The 18,423-nt window shown below is 66.1% G+C and carries 12 protein-coding genes; 3 read left to right on the top strand and 9 right to left on the bottom strand.

All coding sequences use genetic code 11. From position 1 onward, the window contains the following. Positions 1–85: 85 nt before the first annotated feature. The 7 genes from ACWGL1_RS07635 to ACWGL1_RS07605 all read right to left on the bottom strand — a co-directional run bounded on the left by ACWGL1_RS07635 (position 86) and on the right by ACWGL1_RS07605 (position 9,005). A complete protein-coding gene (locus ACWGL1_RS07635; RefSeq protein WP_452111664.1) occupies positions 86–988 on the bottom strand; it encodes a fumarylacetoacetate hydrolase family protein in 903 nt (300 codons plus the stop codon). 22 nt (positions 989–1,010) lie between these two features. Further along, positions 1,011–1,736 (bottom strand): SDR family oxidoreductase, encoded by a 726-nt coding sequence (locus ACWGL1_RS07630; protein WP_346487090.1) that lies wholly within the window; start codon positions 1,734–1,736, stop codon positions 1,011–1,013. Between the two features lie 147 nt (positions 1,737–1,883). Further along, positions 1,884–4,586 (bottom strand): TonB-dependent receptor, encoded by a 2,703-nt coding sequence (locus tag ACWGL1_RS07625; RefSeq protein ID WP_452111663.1) that lies wholly within the window; start codon positions 4,584–4,586, stop codon positions 1,884–1,886. Between the two features lie 140 nt (positions 4,587–4,726). Next, positions 4,727–5,980 carry an MFS transporter gene (locus ACWGL1_RS07620; RefSeq protein ID WP_452111662.1) on the bottom strand — a complete coding sequence of 418 codons (1,254 nt, stop codon included), beginning with the start codon at positions 5,978–5,980 and terminating at the stop codon, positions 4,727–4,729. 25 nt (positions 5,981–6,005) lie between these two features. Beyond that, positions 6,006–6,869 (bottom strand): amidohydrolase family protein, encoded by an 864-nt coding sequence (locus ACWGL1_RS07615; protein WP_452111661.1) that lies wholly within the window; start codon positions 6,867–6,869, stop codon positions 6,006–6,008. Beyond that, positions 6,866–7,816 carry an aldo/keto reductase gene (locus ACWGL1_RS07610; RefSeq protein WP_452111660.1) on the bottom strand — a complete coding sequence of 317 codons (951 nt, stop codon included), beginning with the start codon at positions 7,814–7,816 and terminating at the stop codon, positions 6,866–6,868. Before ACWGL1_RS07610 ends, ACWGL1_RS07615 begins: the two co-directional genes overlap by 4 nt. A gap of 31 nt (positions 7,817–7,847) precedes the next feature. Further along, positions 7,848–9,005, bottom strand: coding sequence for a mandelate racemase/muconate lactonizing enzyme family protein (locus ACWGL1_RS07605; RefSeq protein WP_291776997.1), 1,158 nt, complete (start codon positions 9,003–9,005; stop codon positions 7,848–7,850). A gap of 172 nt (positions 9,006–9,177) precedes the next feature. On the opposite strand from ACWGL1_RS07605, the gene ACWGL1_RS07600 reads away from it, so the two are divergent. Beyond that, the gene (locus tag ACWGL1_RS07600) at positions 9,178–9,915 is read left to right on the top strand and encodes a FadR/GntR family transcriptional regulator (RefSeq protein ID WP_291776994.1); all 738 of its coding nucleotides are present in this window, start codon (positions 9,178–9,180) and stop codon (positions 9,913–9,915) included. A 99-nt stretch (positions 9,916–10,014) separates the two neighbouring features. Then, a complete protein-coding gene (locus ACWGL1_RS07595) occupies positions 10,015–11,601 on the top strand; it encodes a DUF5605 domain-containing protein (protein WP_452111659.1) in 1,587 nt (528 codons plus the stop codon). Positions 11,602–11,646: 45 nt separating this feature from the next. On the opposite strand, the gene ACWGL1_RS07590 is transcribed toward ACWGL1_RS07595, so the two are convergent. Beyond that, positions 11,647–13,893, bottom strand: coding sequence for a glycoside hydrolase family 88 protein (locus ACWGL1_RS07590; RefSeq protein ID WP_452111658.1), 2,247 nt, complete (start codon positions 13,891–13,893; stop codon positions 11,647–11,649). A gap of 157 nt (positions 13,894–14,050) precedes the next feature. Between ACWGL1_RS07590 and ACWGL1_RS07585 the strand changes: the two genes are divergently transcribed. Continuing rightward, positions 14,051–15,433, top strand: a complete 1,383-nt coding sequence (locus tag ACWGL1_RS07585) for a glycoside hydrolase family 28 protein (RefSeq protein WP_346520802.1) — start codon at positions 14,051–14,053, stop codon at positions 15,431–15,433. Between the two features lie 146 nt (positions 15,434–15,579). Here ACWGL1_RS07585 and ACWGL1_RS07580 read toward each other — a convergent pair whose 3' ends face one another. Further along, complete coding sequence (locus ACWGL1_RS07580) at positions 15,580–18,309, bottom strand: TonB-dependent receptor (RefSeq protein WP_452111657.1); 2,730 nt, start codon at positions 18,307–18,309, stop codon at positions 15,580–15,582. Between the last annotated feature and the right edge of the window lie 114 nt (positions 18,310–18,423).

The raw sequence follows: 18,423 nt of genomic DNA, 5'->3' as shown, positions 1-18,423 counted from the left end.
GCCCTGCGGTGAAGATCCCCGCTGCGAGTCTGCCGAAACCTGTTGCCTGCCCCATGTCCCGCACTCCCCATAATCATATTATGTATTATGATATGAACCTAGCGGATGAACCCTCGGTGTCAATGCTGGACGGGGACGGAAATAAGGCCTGCGCGACGACCTGTCGCTGCTCGCCCAGGCCTGCAATCCCGAGTTCCATCACGTCGCCGGCGTTCAGGTAAAGCGGCTCGGGCTTCTGGCCCAGGCCGACGCCCGGCGGGGTGCCGGTGGAGATGACGTCGCCCGGCTGCAGGCTCATGAACTGGCTGACGTAGTGGACGATGAAGGCGGGCTTGAAGATCATGGTGGCGGTCGAGCCGTCCTGGAAGGTCTTGCCGTTGACCTTCAGCCACATGTGCAGGTCGGTGGGGTCAGGAACCTCGTCGCGGGTGACCAGCCAGGGGCCGATCGGGCCGAAGGTGTCGCAACCCTTGCCCTTGTCCCAGGTGCCGCCCCGCTCGGTCTGGAAGGCGCGCTCGGACACGTCGTTGATCGTGCAGTAGCCGGCGATGCAGGCCTCGGCCTCTTCTTCCGAAACGTAGGCGGCGTCCTTGCCGATGACGATGCCCAGCTCGACTTCCCAGTCCAGCTTGGTGGAGCCTCGGGGCTTCAGCACCGTGTCGTTCGGGCCGACGATGCAGGAGATCGCCTTGGAGAAGAGCACGGGCTCTTCAGGGATGGGCAGGCCGGACTCTTCGGCGTGGTCGGCGTAGTTCAGGCCGATGCAGAGGAACTTCCCGACCTTGCCCACGCAGGCGCCGTAGCGGACGCCCTCCGGCGCCAGAGGCAGGGCGGTCAGGTCGAGCGCGCGCAGGCGGGCCAGGCTGTCGTCCGACAGGGCGGCGCCATCGATGTCCGGGATGACGCCGCTGAGGTCGCGGATACGGCCGTCGGCGTCGATCACGCCAGGCTTTTCCTGATCCTGGGGGCCGAAGCGAAGAAGTTTCATCGTGAACGGTTCCTGCAGAAGCTCAGTTGACCCAGCCGCCGTCGATCACATTGACCGTGCCGGTGGTGAAGGCGGATTCATCGGAGGCCAGGTAGACGGCCAGGGCCGCCAACTCGGTCGGGCGGCCGAAACGGCCCATGGCCTGACGGGCGGTGAATTCGGCATAGGCCTTGTCGAAGTCGCCGGTGTCGCGCAGCCGCTGCAGCAGTGACGGGGTTTCGACCGTGCCGGGGCAGATGGCGTTGCAGCGAATGCCATGGGTGACGAAGTCGGCGGCGACGGATTTCGTCAGGCCGATCACGGCGGCCTTGGTGGCGCCATAGGCGAAGCGGTTGGGCACGGCCTTGATGCTGGAGCAGACCGAGGACATGTTGATGATCGAGCCGCCGCCGCCCGCGATCATCTGCGGCAGGAAGGCGCGGATCATGCGGTACTGGGCGGTGACGTTCAGGGTGTTGGAGAAGGCCCAGTCGTCTTCTTCGCAGTCTAGGATGGTGCCCGCATGGACGAACCCGGCGCAGTTGTAGAGCACGTCGACCTGGGGGAACTCCGCGGCGATGGCGCGGACCGCCTGCGGGTCGGTGACATCCAGCCTGCGCGTCGTCGCGCCCTCCAGGTCGGCCAGGCCGTCGGCGTTGATGTCCACGGCGATGACGGTCGCGCCTTCGCGCAGGAAGGCTTCGGCCGTCGCGCGCCCGATCCCCTGCGCCGCCGCCGTCACCAGGGCGGTCTTGCCTGCCAGTCTCATCCCTGAGCTCCTAAACATAAGACATATTATGTTTAGCTAGGCCTCCATAGGCCCATCGTCAAGCGGGAGAGAGGAGGCTTGCAGACAAAGAAAAACCGCCCCCCGACGAACGGGAGGCGGCGCACCAAAACGGCAGGGAGAGAGGGGTTAGAAGCGCATGCGCACTCCGGCGGACACGCGGCGGCCGGTGGTGCGGAATTCCTTGGTCCGGTCCGGAGAGACCGAATAGAGGAACTCCTCCTCGTCGGTCAGATTGAGGGCGTCCAGGAAGACGGTGACCTTGTCCGTCACGTCGTAGGAAACGCCGGCGTCCAACTGGCCATAGGCGTCGAAGAACTCCGGCTCGCTGTTGCGGCCGACGGCGACGGCGACAAACTCATCGCGCCACGTATAGGCCAGGCGAGCCTGGATCGGGCCCTTCTCATAGAAGCCGACGAGGCTGTAGGAGTATTTCGACAGCCCTTCCAGGCCGTATGAGACGCCGCCGGCGTTGGAGTATTCGGCGTCGGAGTCGGCGTAGGTGAAGCTGGCCTGGGCGCCCAGGCCGTCGAACGGCGCCGGCAGGTTGTCGAACACCTGACGATAGCCCAGTTCGACGCCCTTGATGGTCGCGCCGTCGCCATTGCTCGGCACCGTGACCGAGAAGTCGACCTCGTCGACGCGTTCCGTCGTCGTGCTGGTGCTCACGAAGGAGTCGAGGTTCTTGTAGAAGGCCGCGAAGGACAGCAGCGACGTCGGAGCGAAGTACCACTCGACCCCCGCCTCGAACTGCGTCGCGCGGAAGGGCTTCAGGTCGGGGTTGCCGCGCTTGATCGATTCATTGCCGGGGTTGGTCTGGATCGACTGGCGGGGCGACAGGTCGCTGAGCGTCGGGCGCGTCATGACGCGCGAGGCGGCGAAGCGCACGATGACGTCGTCGGTGACGGAAAGGCGAGCGTTCAACGACGGCAGGATGTCAGTGTATTCGCCCTTGAAGCTGATCGGCTCCACGTCGGACAGGACGATGATGTTCTGACCGGCGCCGTTGGGCTTGGCGCTCAGCACCGTGCGCGAGGCGCCGGACGAGGTGTAGGAGGTGTCCTCGATGCGAACGCCCATGTTCACCGTCAGCGGCATTCCGCCTAGGTCGGCCTCGACCTGACCCATCAGATAGCCGGTCCAGACCTTCTCATCGACGACGGACGAACCGGAAGGGTCATGGACGCTGGGTTCGAACGGCTTGCCGTCGCGATCGGCCAGACCCTTCACATAGGCGATCAGGGCGTTGGGATCATAGGTCAGCCAGTCGTGCATGATGTCGCCGCCGCGACCGTCGAAGAAGTTCATGCCGGTCGGCGTGAACAGGTCCGCCGGCAGGGCCTCGTTGGAGTCGCAATAGGCGCATTGCTGACCGAACGGCATGGAGGTGCCGTAGATGTCCTTGACGCGGTTCTGATAACCCATGCCGGCATAGACTGTGACGTTGCCGGCCGGCGCCCATTCGCCGTCGATACGGTATTCGTCGATGGTGTCCTTGGTCCGGCCGGGGCTGTTCCAGATGTAGTAGTGTGCGGTCAGGCCGTTCGGATCGACGGCGGCGTCGGCGTTCGAACCCGGGTAGCCGAAGCCGTATTCATAGATGGGCGAACCGCCACGACGATCCCACCACAGGTCGACGCCCTTGCGGCGGATGGTGGTGAAGCTGGGCGCCTGGTCGCTCTTGCGTTCCGCGGTCGAGGTCGAGACGTCGAACGACAGCTTCAGATCGTCGGTGACCTGCCAGTCCGCGTTGAAGCCCAACTGACGGGTTTCGACGTTGCGGGTGTCGTATTGCATGATCTGGTCGACGAAGCCGCCGACGTAGCGCTGATAGACCGCCTCATTGCCCTGGACCACTTGCTCGACCAAGTCGCCGCCGGCGAAGTCGAAGGCAAGTCCGGTCTGCCGTTCGGTGATGTCCGCCTTCACGTACATGGCGTCGAGCGTCAGGGTCAGATTGTCCTGCGGGCGATACTGGCCCGAGGCGTTCAGGCCCAGCATCTGCTTGCTGCGCTCGAAGAAGAAGGGCGACAGGTTCGACGGCATGGAGACCTTGTCGAAAGGCGCCACGTCGGGTCCGATGCGCGCGCCCTGGACGCCGCCGCGGCTGTAGTAGGAATCACCGCTGGAGCGGAAGACGTGGCCGGCGCCGATGGTGAATTCGTCGTTGCGGGTGTCCTGGTCGATGTAGGAGGCGGCCAGGGCGAAGCCCAGGGTGCGGTCGTCATTGCGCCAGGACAGGACGCCCGAAGCGTCCGAGCTGTAGCTGTCGGCCAGTTCGGCCCAGGTCGAGCCGACCGAGGCGGCGGCGGCGAAGGACTCGCGCTGGTCCAGCGGACGCAAGGTGCGGACATTGATGGTGGCGCCGATCGAGGCGCCGTTGATGTCGGCTTGGGGCGATTTGTAGACATCGGCGCCGGCGATGATTTCGGACGGCAGGACGTCGAAGGAGAACTCGCGGCCGTTGTTGTCTGTGGCCAGGGTGCGGCCGTTGACGGTGACGGCGTTGAACTTGGGGCCGAAGCCGCGCACGGTCACGAAACGGCCTTCGCCGCGGTTGCGGTCGATGGTGACGCCAGGCACGCGCTGAAGCGATTCCGCCACGTTCTGATCGGGCAGCTTGCCCAGGTCCTCGGACGCGATCGAGTCGACGACGCCGACGGCTTTACGCTTGATGTCGATGGATTGCTGCTGGCTGGCGCGGATGCCGGTGACGACGATCTCGTCTACGACGGTGGCGTCCTGGCCACCGGTATCAGAAGCAGATGCGACTTGAGCCGAGGCGACGGCGGGTAGGGCGACGGCCAGCACGCCCAAGGCGGTCGCGGCCATCAGATGGGTCTTTGTTGACATCACGGGGTCCTGCTGAGGTTCCAACCTGGCGGCCTGTTTTTTCCGGCCTTGATGAAACCCTACGAACGCCGTTTCGGTATGTCAAATTATCATCATACGTATTATAACATTTCGCTGCGTTAGCGGACGGATCGGATCGGCATGACGCAGAGGGCGGAACCGAAGACGAAGATCACGGCGGCGATGAAGATCACCGAATAGTCGCCGTCGAACAGGTGCAGCAGAACGGCGGCCATGACCGGGCTGATGATCTGGGGAATGTTGACCGCCGTGGTCAGCACGCCCAGGTCCTTGCCTTCATCCCCCTCGGCGCTTTGAGGCAGGACCTGGGTCATCAGGGCCATGTCGATCGACATGAACATGCCGTAGCCCAGGCCGATGATCCCGGCATAGATCCACATCCCCGTCATGTTCGGCAGCAGGAGGGGAGCCAGCATGGCGCAGCCCATGATCAGGCTGGCGCCGAAGACGAAGGGCTTGCGGCGCTGATAACGGTCCGACAGCCAGCCCGAGACCAGCGACGACGCCACCAGACAGATCAGGGTCAGGATCGCCATATTGGCGATGGCGATGTTGGAGTCGCCGTCCGACAGACCGATATAGTCGCGCAGGATGTAGAGCATGTAGGCCGCGATGGCCTGGTAGCCCATGTAGACCGTGAAGCGTCCCGCGAAGGCCCAGGCGAAGTCGGGATGCTCCTTCGGACTGATCCAGAACCCCTTGGCGAAGGCGATCCACGAAAAAGGCCGGGCGGGCAGGTCGGCGCTGGACGGCTCGCGGTTGATGACCACGAAGACGAGGCAGGAGGCGGCGATGGCCAGGGCGAACAGGGCGTAGGCCATGACCTGGGCGCCCGCCAGATAGCCGGCGACCACCGTGCCGGCGGTCAGGCCGGCCGTCATCCCGGCGCCGACGATGCCGGACACCACGCCGCGCGCCTCGGGCGGGAAGCGGTCGGCGATGACGGTGGTCATGGCCGGCTGCATGGAGTTGTAGGCGACCGTGGCCATGACCCAGAACACCATCAGGGCCCAGAAGCTGGTCATCCAGGACACGCCGAAAAGACAGATCGAGCCGATCACCGAGGCTATGGCGATCCACGGAGACCGCCGCCCCCAGCGTGAACGGGTCCGGTCGGAAAGAGCGCCGGCGATCGGCGTCGTCAGGGTCGAGAAGACCGAGGTGACGGCGAACAGCAGGGCCAGGTTGTTGGCCTTGTTCGCGGGGTCCAGGGCCGCGATCTGATTGGGCAGCAGCACGCCGAGCACGCCGCTGTAAAGCGCCATCAGCAGGAAGAAATTGACCATCAGCGATAGCTGGAGCCGGCGACGGCGAACGCCTTCGACGGTCTGGGCGGTTCGTTCGAGGGTCATGGGAAATCCAGGGCTCGCGGCGATATCAGACGGGTGGCAGGCGGTAGAAGCCGCGCGCGGTCTCATGACGGATGAGCGCACGCTCGGCGTTCGAAAGGCGGGCTGTGGCGATGTCGAAAAGCGTCCTCCAGCGGGACAGTCCCCCTCGGGCCAGTTCAGCGACAGGCCAGTCCCCGCCGTACATCAGGCGCGAAGGACCGAAGCAGGTCAGGGCGTGGTCGATATAGGGGCGCAGGGCCTCGTCCCGGCCCTCGGCCCAGTCGTCCTGGGTCGTCAGGCCGGACAGTTTGGCGAAGACCTGAGGCCGCTTCGCCAGATGCTCCAGATTGGCGGCCCAATCGCTATGGCGGATGTCGCCCTTGCCGACGGCGATGTCGGGTTTGCCGAGATGGTCCAAGACGACGCGCGCGTGCGGCGCGGCCGCGAACAGCGCGTCCAGGGCTTCGATCAGTTCGGGCAACTGGTGGTCGCGGGCGCAGAGGTCCAGGCTGAGTCCTTCTTCGGCTGACGCGACCAGACCCTCGATATGGGCGGCCGAGGAGATGAAGCCGGGCGCTTCATTCTGGACTGAGCGACGGACGCCGCAAACCAGAGGTCGTTGTTTCAATTGGCGCAGCAGGGGCCTGACGGCTTCCCCTTCTTCCAGCGGCGCAAAGGCGACCACGCCGAGAATCTGCAAGGGGGAGCGATCCAGGCCGCTGACCCAATCGACCTCATTCAGGGTTTGTTCGGGCGCGCAGTCGGCCTGGACGAAGACGGCTTGGCGAGGCTCCGCCTGCTGGCGCGCCCACTCCTCGGGGCCGTGACGTCCGGCGATGGATGGAACGTGCTTCAGCCAGTCATAGCTGAGACGCTGCGGGTCCCACAGGTGAAGGTGAGCGTCGATCATCGGCCGGCCTTGCCGCCATCGCCGGGCAGTACGTCCCAACCGATGTCGCGCACGGAGGCCAGGGCGGCCTCGACGGCGGCGAGGATCGCCGGATCCAGCGGGGCGGTCATGGCTTCGATGTTGCGGGTCAGATTGGACGCCTTGGACATGCCGACCACGGTGGAAGCGACGCCGATCCGGGCCGCGGTTTGAAAGGCGAACTGCAGCGCGACGACGGACAGGTCCGCACCGAGTGCGGCGCAGGCCTTCGCCGCTTCTGCGGCCGCCTGACGCACGGCGGGGTGGGCGGGATGCCAGTCCGGAGGGCCCTTGGCCGTCAGCAGTCCCATGCCGAGCGGCGAGGCGTTGAAGACGCTGATTCCCGCCGCGTTCAGGCGTCGGGCCGTTTCGGCCAGACGTCGATCCTGAAGGGTGTAGGTGCAATAGGCCATGACGGTGTCGACCTGCTGCTCAACGGCGACATCTTCGAGCAGGGAGAGGTCGTAGCCGGTGACGCCGATCCGTCCGATGACGCCCTCGCTCTTGAGCGTCCGCAGGGTCGGCAGGGCTTCGTCCAGCAACTGGCGTCTGTCGCCATGCTCTATGTCGTGGCATTGCAGCACGTCGATGTGGTCGACGCCGAGACGCGCAAGGCTGGCGTCCAGGCTGCGCAGGGTGCCGTCGCGCGAGAAGTCCCAATCCTTGTCGCCATAGCGGCCCACCTTGGTCATCAGGACGTAGTCGTTGCGCGCCGCGCCGCGCAGGGCGACGCCCAGGGCTGTCTCGGCGCGGGTCAGGCCGTAATAGGGCGCGACATCGATCAGATTGACGCCGGCCTGCAACGCGGCGGCGACCACTTCATCGGCTTCGGCCTGCGATACGTCCTGATAGACGCCGCCCAGAGAGGCTCCGCCGAGCGCCAGCGTGGACACCAGAGGGCCGTCGCCGCCTAGACTGTTCTGCTGCATCCTGTCGTTTCCAATCGCGTCTTGTGACGTCTTATCGGTTGGCGGCGGTCCGGTTGTTCGGGACCAGGTCGAGCCCGGCCCGCCTGGGGCGGACATGAGGCCCGCTGGGGCTGGACCAGGTTCCGCTCAGCCGGTTGGCGTTGATCGCCGCCTCGTCGACCTCGATTCCCAAGCCCGGACGATCACCCAGAATCAGGCCGCCGTCAGCGATTTCCTGATCGACCTTGAGGCCGATCGGGAAGCCGAAGTCCTGAAGTTCGACGCCGAGCATGTTGGGAGCGGCGGCGGCGGCGTGAGCGATCGGGTTGCAGTCGTAGCCGACCGGCGAAACCGGCAGGTTGTGGGCATGGGCGGCCATGGAGACGCGGTGGAAGTGGGTGACGCCCCAAACGCTGCCGGTCTGGACGATGTCGACCGCCTTGGCGTCGAACAGGGGGGTGAACTGATCCAGACCCGTCAGGTTCTCGCCGGTGGCGACGGCGCAATGGGCGGCGCGGCTGATCATGGCGTGGCCGTCGGCGTCCCAGCGACGGACCGGCTCCTCAATCCAGGTCAAATCCAGATGCTGCTGGATCTCCGCGAGATGGCGGACAGCCTGTTTGCGGCTCCAGCACTCGTTGACGTCGAGCATGAGGGCGGGGCGCGCGCTGTTGCGGCCGAGCACCTCGCGGGCGATCTTGAGGCGGCGGATGTCGCGATCCAGATCCAGGCCGCCCTTGACCTTGGCGGAGCTGAATCCGCGCTCGGCCCATTGGGCGTAATGGGCGGCGAAGGCGTCGTCGTCCAGGCCGAAGCATAGTCCCGACGCATAGCCGGGAACGAAGCGATCACGCGCGCCCAGCATCCGCCACAGCGGCTCGTCAGCCATCTTGGCCTTCAGATCCCAAAGGGCCATGTCGATGGCGGCGATGGCCCCGAAGGTGGCGCCGGCGTGGCCGCTCTTGAACACATGGGCCAGCATTCTGTCATAGAGGGCGGTGACGGCGCGGGGGTCCTCGTTCTCGACAGCGGGAAAGACCCTGGCGATGTCGGCATGCTGACCCAGACCCACCCCGGTCAGGCCGCCATCCGTCTCAAGCAGGAGGATAGCGTTCTCGGTGACGCCCGATGCGATCACCCCGTTGGCGTCGCCGATCGGGCGGCCCCAGTCGTGGACGGTGGTGAGGCTGCGATAGCCGGTGATCTTCATGAAACTCTCAAGCCAACCGAATGCAGTTTGATAATATGTATGATGTTTCGGGCTGGCAAGTCCCAACTGGCGGGAAAACAGAGCCTTTCAATGGCGGTCGGCGTCTCGACTCTCATATCGTGATACGTATGCTGGCCCAGCCTGGGCGCGGAGCGTCGAACGAGATCAGATCATGGCTGTGACCCCCCAAACGTCGTCTCGCGTCGCGCGTCGGCCGCGACTGTCGGCCGCCGTGGTCGAGGATCTCGTCAACGCCATCGTCACCGAGATTCATCCCGCCGGATCGGCCCTGCCGCCCGAGAACGTCCTGTGCGACATCTATGGCGTCAGTCGGACCGTGGTCCGTGAAGCCACGACCGCGCTGACGGAGAAGGGACTGGTCGTCTCGCAGCAGGGCCGCGGCACCATCATCCAGGATCCGTCCTCATGGAACCTGCTGGACCCCATGATCCTGAGCGCTCTGTTCCGTCGCGAGGACGGCCTGTCCTATCTTGACAACCTGTCGGAAATTCGCGCCTCCTTGGAGGGCGAGATGGCCGCCAAGGCCGCGCGCAAGCTGACGCCTGAGGCCGCCGAGGAACTGACTCGGCAAATGCAGAAGCTGGAGAGCCTGATCACCACGCCCGCAGGCTATGTGCATGAGGACGTGGCCTTTCACGACATCATCATGAGCCTGTCGGGCGATCGGCTGAGCAAGGCCATCATCGACAGCATCCAGAGCAAGGCCGTGAAGACCCACAGCTACAGCGGCAAGCTGAACGTGGAGCATATCCGTGCGACGCATGAGGCCCACGTAAGGGTCTATGACGCCATCATGGCGCGCGATCCGGAGGGCGCGGCCAGAGCCATGCGCGACCACATCGAGGGGTCGTGGAAGAAGCGTCGCCCGGCGAAGCTGCACCAGGTCTGACGCGGCGCAAGGCCGCGCCCTGCACACATAACTTGTATGATGATTTTTGATCGGCTTATCTACCCGCTGCCAGGGGAGGATGAGTCGATGAGACTGACGATGACGCGCAGAAGCGTAGTGGCGAGCGGCGCGGCCGGAGCCGCCTGGGCCGCGCTCGGCGGACGCGCGGCGCGTGCTGCGAGCCAGGCCGTCCAGGTCGAGCAGTGGGGTCTGTTCGAAACGGCTCTGACGGCGCCCGGCGCGTCGGAGCCGTTCCGGACGGCCGTGACGGGCGTCTTCACCCAGGGCGAGACGACGGTCCGAGCGCCAGGCTTCTATGACGGCGGAGGCGTCTATCGCATTCGCTTCTCGCCGCCGACCCCGGGCGCGTGGCGTTGGCGGGTCGAAAGCGACCTGAAGGCGCTGAACGGTCAGGAAGGCAGGTTCGAGGCGATCGCGCCTTCCAGCGGCAACCACGGTCCCGTGGCGGTCCAGGACGACTACCACTTCGCCTACGCCGATGGAGCGCCCTTCCGCCAGATCGGAACCACCAGCTACGGCTGGACCCATCAGCCGGAAGCCCGGCGGCGACAGACGCTGGAGACCCTGGCCGCCTCTCCATTCAACAAACTGCGGATGCTGGTCTTTCCCAACGCCACCATCGCCACGAACGAGGCTCTCTCTCCCTATGAGAAGACGGGGCCGGGGCCGCGTGACTGGGATTTCACCCGCTTCAATCCAGCCTATTTCCAGCGCCTCGACGCCTGCGTGGCGGCTCTGTGCGACCTGGGGATCCAGGCGGACGTCATCCTGTTCCATCCCTACGACGAGACCTTCGGTTTCGAGGAAATGGCGGCTGAAGCGGATGACCATTACGTCCGTTATGTCGTCGCGCGCCTGGCGGCCTATCGAAACGTCTGGTGGTCGCTGGCCAATGAGTTCGACCTGCTGAAGACCAAGACGGACTCTGACTTCGACCGACTGTTCCAGTTGGTGCAAAGCCAGGACCCGTACGGTCGCCTGCGCTCCATCCATAACTGGCGGCGGCTTTACGACCACGGAAAGCCCTGGGTGACTCACGCCAGCATCCAGAACGGTTCGGCTGTGCTCGACGACGTGCGGGCGGAAACCTATCGCAGCGTGTGGCGGAAGCCGGTGATCTTCGACGAGATCTGCTACGAAGGCTCGCTGGAAGACCGTTGGGGCGACCTGACCGGGCCGGAAATGGTGCGAGGCTTCTGGCACGGCCTGATCGGCGGAACCTATGTCGGTCACAGCGAGTGTCTGCCCCGGCATAAGGGCGACGGCTTCTGGCTGGGCGAGGGCGGCGAACTGCGGGGCGAGAGCGCGCCGCGCCTGGCCTTCCTCAGGTCGATCATGGAGGCCGGGCCGACCCCAGGCGTCGAACCGATCGACAAGTGGTGGGAACAGCATCTGGGCGGCGTCGCCGGGCAGTACTACCTGCGCTACTTCGGCGATGCGGCGCCGACCGAATGGGCGTTGGATCTGCCGCGTGACGAGATTACGGGCGGAGAACGTTTCCGGGTCGACGTCATCGATACCTGGAACATGACGATCGAGGCCCTGCCGGGCGAGTTCGTCATGGCGGCCAAGGAAACCAAATACTTCTTCCATGATCCCGCGCGCCCGACCGTCGCCCTGCCGGGGCGGCCCTGGATGGCGGTGCGGGTGACGCGCCTGGCGTGATCGAAAGCGGGGCGGCAGGAGCGGAAACGCCCCTGCCGCCGAGGGTCAGAAAGCCAGGGCCGTGGAGGCCACGTGCGCTTCCCAGGCTTCGCGGGTCTTGAAGTCCAGGCCGCCGTCCCAGGCGGAGCCCATGTAGTAGGTGAAGGGCCGGCCCGGCGTGACGCGGACCAGGATCAGATAGTTGTCGGCGTCCTCGGCGAAGCCTTCGACCTGGGCCGGGTCGACGGCGATGGCGATGCCGATGGAGCCGTGCTCGGGATTGGCCGGCTCCCAGAACATCAGGCGGCCGTTGGCGGCGTCGCGGGTGACGAAGCCGGCGCTCGCCGCGTTGCGGCGTTTGGATATGCCGACGCCGACGATCAGGGGCTCGCTCGTGTCCGAGTTCAGGGTCGAGGTCATGCGGGTGAAGTTGGAGCCCAGCGGCAGGCTGAACTCGCGCGTCTCCCAGACCTTGCGGGCCACATCGACGGGCCAGGGGCGATAGTCGACGCTGAAGCGGGCCTCGTCGCCGCCGGTCGCCTCGATGCGATAGGTCGAGAAGTTGCGGCTGGTCCACAGCTTGTTGTCGTACCAGACGCCCAGGCCGCCCGCGCCGCGACCACGACCGACGTCGTAGTAGTCAAGCCCCTCGCCGCGATCGACGTGGTAATTGGGGAAGCGCAGCTGGCGGTCCATGTAGGGATAGCGGACGCGCTTGGCCCAGACGTCGACGCCCGAGCCGGAGGGCGCTTCTCGCGCCTCCAGGGCGGGACCGTAGATCCGGTGCGCGACGCGGTCGTTCTCCCACAGAAGATCATCGAGGCGGTCGGGCGCGAAGCGGACGACGGCGCGAGGCTGCTGCTGGTCGGCGGGCGGCGGGGTCAGGCGTTCGACCTCGGCGGGGCGGCCCAGCGAGGACGGGTCATAGGCCAAGGCGCGGGTCGCCTGCATCTCCTCGGCCCGCCGTTTGATCTCGGCCTCGCCGACGACGGTGACCGGCGCGGGCGGCGCGGGCGTAGTGGCGGCGATCACCTCGGGCGCATCGTGCGCGGGCTCGGCCAGGGGGAGGCTCTTTTGCGGACCGTTCAGGTCGGCGACCTCCAGCCCCGCCAGGATGTAGGTCCCGGTGGTGTAGAGGCCGACCTCGTTCGGATCGGTCGGCACGGGCATGTCGCCGGTCTTCTGCGTGGCGCCGATCAGGCCGCTGGGCAGGACGTGGCGGTTGAGCGCGGCCCAGCCCTTGAGCACGGCGGGCTCATAGGTCGCACGGTCCAGCAGGCCGTGGTTGATCCCCCAGGCCAGGGCGTAGACGTAGAAGACCGAACCCGAGGTCTCGGCCTGAGGATAGAGTTCGGGGGCCAGCAGGCTGGCGCGCCACAGGCCGTCGTCCTGCTGCAGTTCGCGGATGCGTCCGGCCATGGCCTGGAAGATGTCGACGTAGTCCTGACGGCCCTCGAAGTCGGCGGGCATGGCCTCCAGGGTGCGGGCCAGGCCGCCCATGACCCAGCCGTTGGCGCGGCTCCAGTAGACGGGCCGGCCATTGGCCTCGGTGCGGCCCTCGAAGCGCTGGTCGCGCAGGAAGAGGCGCTGCTCGGGGACCCACAGGCGGTCGATGGTGCGCCGGAACTCCTTGTCCATGGCGCGGACGTATTTCGGGTCGCCGGTCACCGCCGACATGCGCGCCAGAACCGGCGGCGCCATGTAGAGGGCGTCGGCCCACCACCAGATCAGGGCGTCAGTCTCGCCCGCGCGGTTCAGGTGCGGGATCATATAGTCCAGCCGCTGGCGCAGCGGCATCAGCACCCCGTCCTGACCCCTGCGCGAATAGAGCTCCAGATACAGGTCGCCGATGGTCTGGTCGTCGGCGTTCAGCATGGTCGGACCTGAGCGCGCGCCGCGCAGGCTGTAGTTGTAGTGCTCGGCCACGGCCGTCAGGAAGCGCAGGGTCTCGGGGTCGTCCGAGACGCGCGCCAGCCGCGCCGCGCCGATGTAGAAGGTCGCGGCCACCCAGTTGGACGACATCTGCGTCAGATTGCTGCCGGTCGACAGGGCCAGGGGACGCGAGGCCATGTCGGTGATCTGGGAGGAGGCGACGTATTCGACCGCCGCCAGGGTCTGTTCGCGCGAGGGGCGGGCGTCCGCGCGGAAATCCAGGTTGGGGCGCGGGCGCGCGGTCAGCCATTCGGCCTCAACGCCGGGGTTGGACTGCGGCGCCCAGGGCTCGCCTGCGGCCGACTGGGCGAGCGCAGGTGCGGTCAAGACGGTGCTGGCGAGCAGGAAGGCGATCGTCGGGGCGGCGCGGCGTAGCGTCACAGGCGTTCTCTCCGGTACGGACCCCGTGGCGTTTGGGGTTTCACTATTTGCTGATGCGTACCATAAAATGGTCCTCGAGCAGCGCAAGCCGGAATGACACCGGTGAACCGCGACAAGGCGCCGTCCATCTTGCGGCGCGACCATGTGAGGAACGCCTATGCATCGCCGCTCTTTGTTGCAACTCGGAATTACCGGCGCCGTGGCGACCGGCGTGGCGGCCGCGCCCGCCTGGGCGCAGGGAACCGGCCGGACCTTCGACGCCGCCGACTTCGGCGCGGTCGGGGACGGCGAGACCATCAACACCCGTCCGATCCAGGCCGCCATCGACGCGGCGGCGGGGGCGGGCGGCGGCACGGTGGTGCTGAAGCCCGGCGTCTATCTGTCCGGCTCCCTGTTCGTGAAGTCGAACGTCACCCTGCTGATCGGGCGCGGCGCGACGCTGAAGGGGCTGCGCGACATCGCCGCCTATCCCATGGTGCGCACGCGCGTCGCCGGGATCGAGATGGAGTGGCCCGCGGGCCTGCTGAACGTCTATCGCGAGCGGAACGCCCGCATCACCGGCGAAGGGCTGGTCGACGGCGACGGCAAGGTCTTCTGGGACGCCTATTGGGCGATGCGGCGCGATTATGATCCCCGCGACCTGCGTTGGGCGGCCGACTACGACTGTCGCCGCCCGCGCCTGATCCATGTCTATGACGCGGACCAGGTCGAGGTGTCGGGCCTGAACCTGGCGCGTTCGGGCTTCTGGACCGTGCACGTCTGCTATTCGCGCGACGTGAAGGTGTCGGACCTGATCATCCGCAACAACCTGGGCGGCCGGGGGCCCTCGACCGACGGGATCGACATCGATTCCTCGGAGCGGGTGCTGGTCGAGCGTTGCGACCTGTCGGTCAACGACGACGCCATCTGCATCAAGGCGGGGCGCGACTGGGACGGCCTGAGGGTCGCCCGGCCCTGCCGCGAGGTGAAGGTGCGCGACTGCATCGTGCGCGACGCCCTGGCCGGCATGACCTTCGGCAGCGAGACCTCGGGCGGGTTCCAGGACATCGAGGTTTCGGGCCTGCGGATCGAATACCCCGTGCCGCTGGGAATCTTCTTCAAGTCGGGCCACACGCGCGGCGGGGTCATCAACAACATCGCCCTGCGGGACATCCACTTGCAGGACGTGGCGACCCTGTTCCGGGTGAATCTCAACTGGTATCCGAACTACTCCTACGCCCAGATTCCGGCAGGCATGACGGATGTTCCGGACTATTGGCGGGCGCTGGCGACGCCGGTCCCGCGCGAGCAGGGCGTGCCTCGCATCCGCGACGTGCGCCTGTCGGACATCAGGGCGGTGGGCGGCAAGATCGGCTTCGAGGCCGCCGCCTATGAGGAAGCGCCCCTGCGCGACTTCACCTTCGAGCGGCTGCGCTGGGACGTGCGCGAGGCGGGGACCATCGCCAACGCCGACAACTGGCGCTTCATCGACTGCGACATCGACACCCTGGACGGAACGGGACCCAAGGTCACGGCGTCGCGCGGCGTGGTCGGCCTCTGAGGCTTCTTGTCCGGAACGGACTGTTCAAACCCCGGCGTTTCGGTGTCGGGGTTTTTCTTCGTCCGAATGCAGGGGGCCGAACAGAAAAAAGGCCCGGAGCAGATGCTCCGGGCCGAGTGGTACGCTGAAAGGTTCAGGGAGGTGAATCAGTATTTCCAGCGCAATCCGATAGCGATCTCGCGACCCGTGTGACGGTAGTCAGAGATGCGGTTCGTCTCGTCGACATAGCGATCGTTGTACTCGTCGGTCAGGTTGATGCCTTCCAGCGAGATCGTCATGCTGTCCGAGATGTCGTAGGACATCGAGGCGTCGACGTAGGTCGTCGCGTTCATGCCCTCTTCCGAGTTGCCGTTGCCGCCCGGGAACGACATCAGATAGCCGCTGCGGTAGGCCGCCGAGACACGGGCCTGGAAGGGGCCGTCCTCGTAATACAGCGTCGTGTTGAACGTGTTCTTCGACTGACCCGTCAGGCGGTTCTTGCCGGCGGCGCCATAGTCGACCTCGGAGTCGACATAGGTGAAGTTGCCGATGAAGCCGAAGTTCGACCACAGGCCGGGCAGGAAGGTGAAGGGCTGCTGGTACTGGATCTCCAGCCCGTGCAGCGAACCGCCCTCGCCGTTGAGCTTGCGCGTGACCTGGAAGACGTCGGTCGGACGCGCGGCGCCTTGCAGCAGCTCGTCGGGCAGACCCAGATCGCTCCAGACGATCGATTCCGTCACCGAGGTGATGAAGCTGTCGATGTCCTTGTAGAAGACGGCGGCGGCCAGCAGGCCTTCGTTCTGGAAATACCACTCGACCGACAGGTCGTAGTTGGTGGCGCGGAACGGATCCAGCAGCGGGTTGCCGTAGGACACGGTGCGCGTGGTCGGCGAGACGCCGCCGCCCGGGGTCAGGTCGCCCAGGGTCGGACGCGACATCACCTTGGCGGCGCCCAGGCGGATCACCAGGTCGTCGCGCGGTTCGATGGCCAGGTTGAACGACGGCAAGACGTCGTCGTAGTCGTTATAGGCGGTGACGTAGTCGTAGGCGTTGCCGCCGCCCGGCAACGAGATCGTCTGCCAGCCCTTGGATTCGACTTCCGTCTTGGCGTAGCGGACGCCGACGTTGCCGCGCACCGTCATGTTGGCGACCTCGGTGTTGAAGTCGGCCTGGACGAAGACGCCCTTGTCCGTTTCGTCGACTTCGCGCTCGCTGCGGTTCGGCACCAGCGGGTCGTCGTAGACGCTGAGGAAGTCGTTGATCTTCGAGATGTCGGGAACGATGAAGCTCAGGTCCGACCCCGACGGCACGCCGATCTTGCCGTCGATGCTGACGATCTTGCCCAGGGCGTCCACGCCGGTGATCCGGTCAGCGCCCGCCGTAGCCGTCTGAGCCCGCGCCACGCCCCAGGTGCTGAAGCCGTAGGTGCGGTATTCGCCGCCGGCCTTGAAGGTGATGGAAGGCGTCCAGTCGTACTCCAGGGCGCCGGCGAAGACGTTGTTGTCGAAATCGCCGCCGCTGGTGGAGCGCGTGCCCTGGATCAGGGTGAAGTCCTTGCCCGAGGTGATGTCGAAGCCGTAGTCGATCATCGGCAGGCGATCGTTGCCGCGGAAGTCGATGGTGTAGCCGTTCACCCCCGCCTGTTCGAAGGCGTAGGTGACGTTTGTCGGCGTGCGAGCTTCCGATTTGTTGAGGCCCAGCTTCATGTTGCCGCGCAGGCGATCCGTGAAGTCGTGGCGGACGTTCAGCGAGGCCTGGGCGAAGGTGCTTTCATTGCGGGTGAAGCCGTTTTCCGAGCGCACCAGCATGTTGTCGAACACGCCGTAGGACAGGGCGTTCTTGCCGGCGTCGATGGCGTAGTCGCGCACGATGACGTTGTTGACGGCCGCGCGGCTGAATGCCCAGGCCTCGACGTTGGGGCTTTCCAGTTCGGAGTTCAGGCGAGACCACAGCAGGTCCAGGACGACCTCGGTGCGGTCGCTGGGGCGCCATTGCAGGGCGCCGGTCATGCCCAGGCGGTCTTCCTGGGTGTTGCCGAAGGTGTAGCGCGGGATGCGCGGATAGAAGGCGTTCAGCAGTTCAGTGCGCTGGGCCTCTGTGGTGCAGGGAACGCAGCCGCCGAAGTTCTGACCAACGCCGTAGGCTTTCGTCGGGTCGCCCTTCTGCCAACGGGTCGTGTTGAAGCTCTCGAGGATCGGCGAACGTTCGGAATAGGCGATGGAGCCCAGGATGCCGAAGGTCTTGCTGTCATTCGACCAGCTCAGCAGGCCGGCCGTGCGCGGGACGGTCTTTTCCGACAGGTCGTTGTAGGAGGCCTGGACTGACAGGGCGGAGTTGAAGCCGCTGTTCGCGAAGTCCAGCGGGCGGCCGGTCTGCAGGTCGACGGTCGATCCCAGCGAGCCTTCCTCGATCTCGGCCGACTGGGTCTTGCGGACCTTGATGCTGTTGAACAGCTCGGAGGCGAACATCGAGAAGTCGAAGCTGCGGTTGCGGTTGCCGCCCGACGCCGCCTGGGCCTCCAGGCCGTTGATGCGGGTGCGGGTGAAGTCGGCGCCCAGGCCGCGCACCGAGATGGTCGTGCCCTGACCGTTGACCCGTTCGATGGTCACGCCGGGCAGCCGCTGGATGGCCTCGGCGAGGTTCTGGTCGGGGAAGTCGGCGATGTCTTCAGCCAGGATGGCGTCGACGGCGCCGGCCTCGCGGCGCTTGACGTTCAGCGCCTGCTGCAGGCTGGAGCGGAAGCCGGTGACGACGATCTCGTCGACGACGGTGGCGTCCTCGCCCGTGGTCTGATCGGCGGCGTCCTGGGCCATGGCGGGCGCGACGCCCCACATCAGGGCGGTGGCGGAAGCGCCGGCGACACAGAGGGCGCGGACGTTGCGGAAGGGTCGTGCCATATTTCTCTCCCCGCACCGAAGCCCGTGGCACCGGTGTCATTTGTTGGTATGCTGTTGCGTATAGTTGGACGATACGCGTGTCACTTCTTGCAACAGCTTCCCGCTTTTTGCAAC

This window comes from Brevundimonas sp. NPDC055812 (assembly GCF_053616535.1).
The sequence above is the reverse complement of the archived record's forward strand: the minus strand, read 5'-3'. Positions and strand labels throughout refer to the sequence as shown.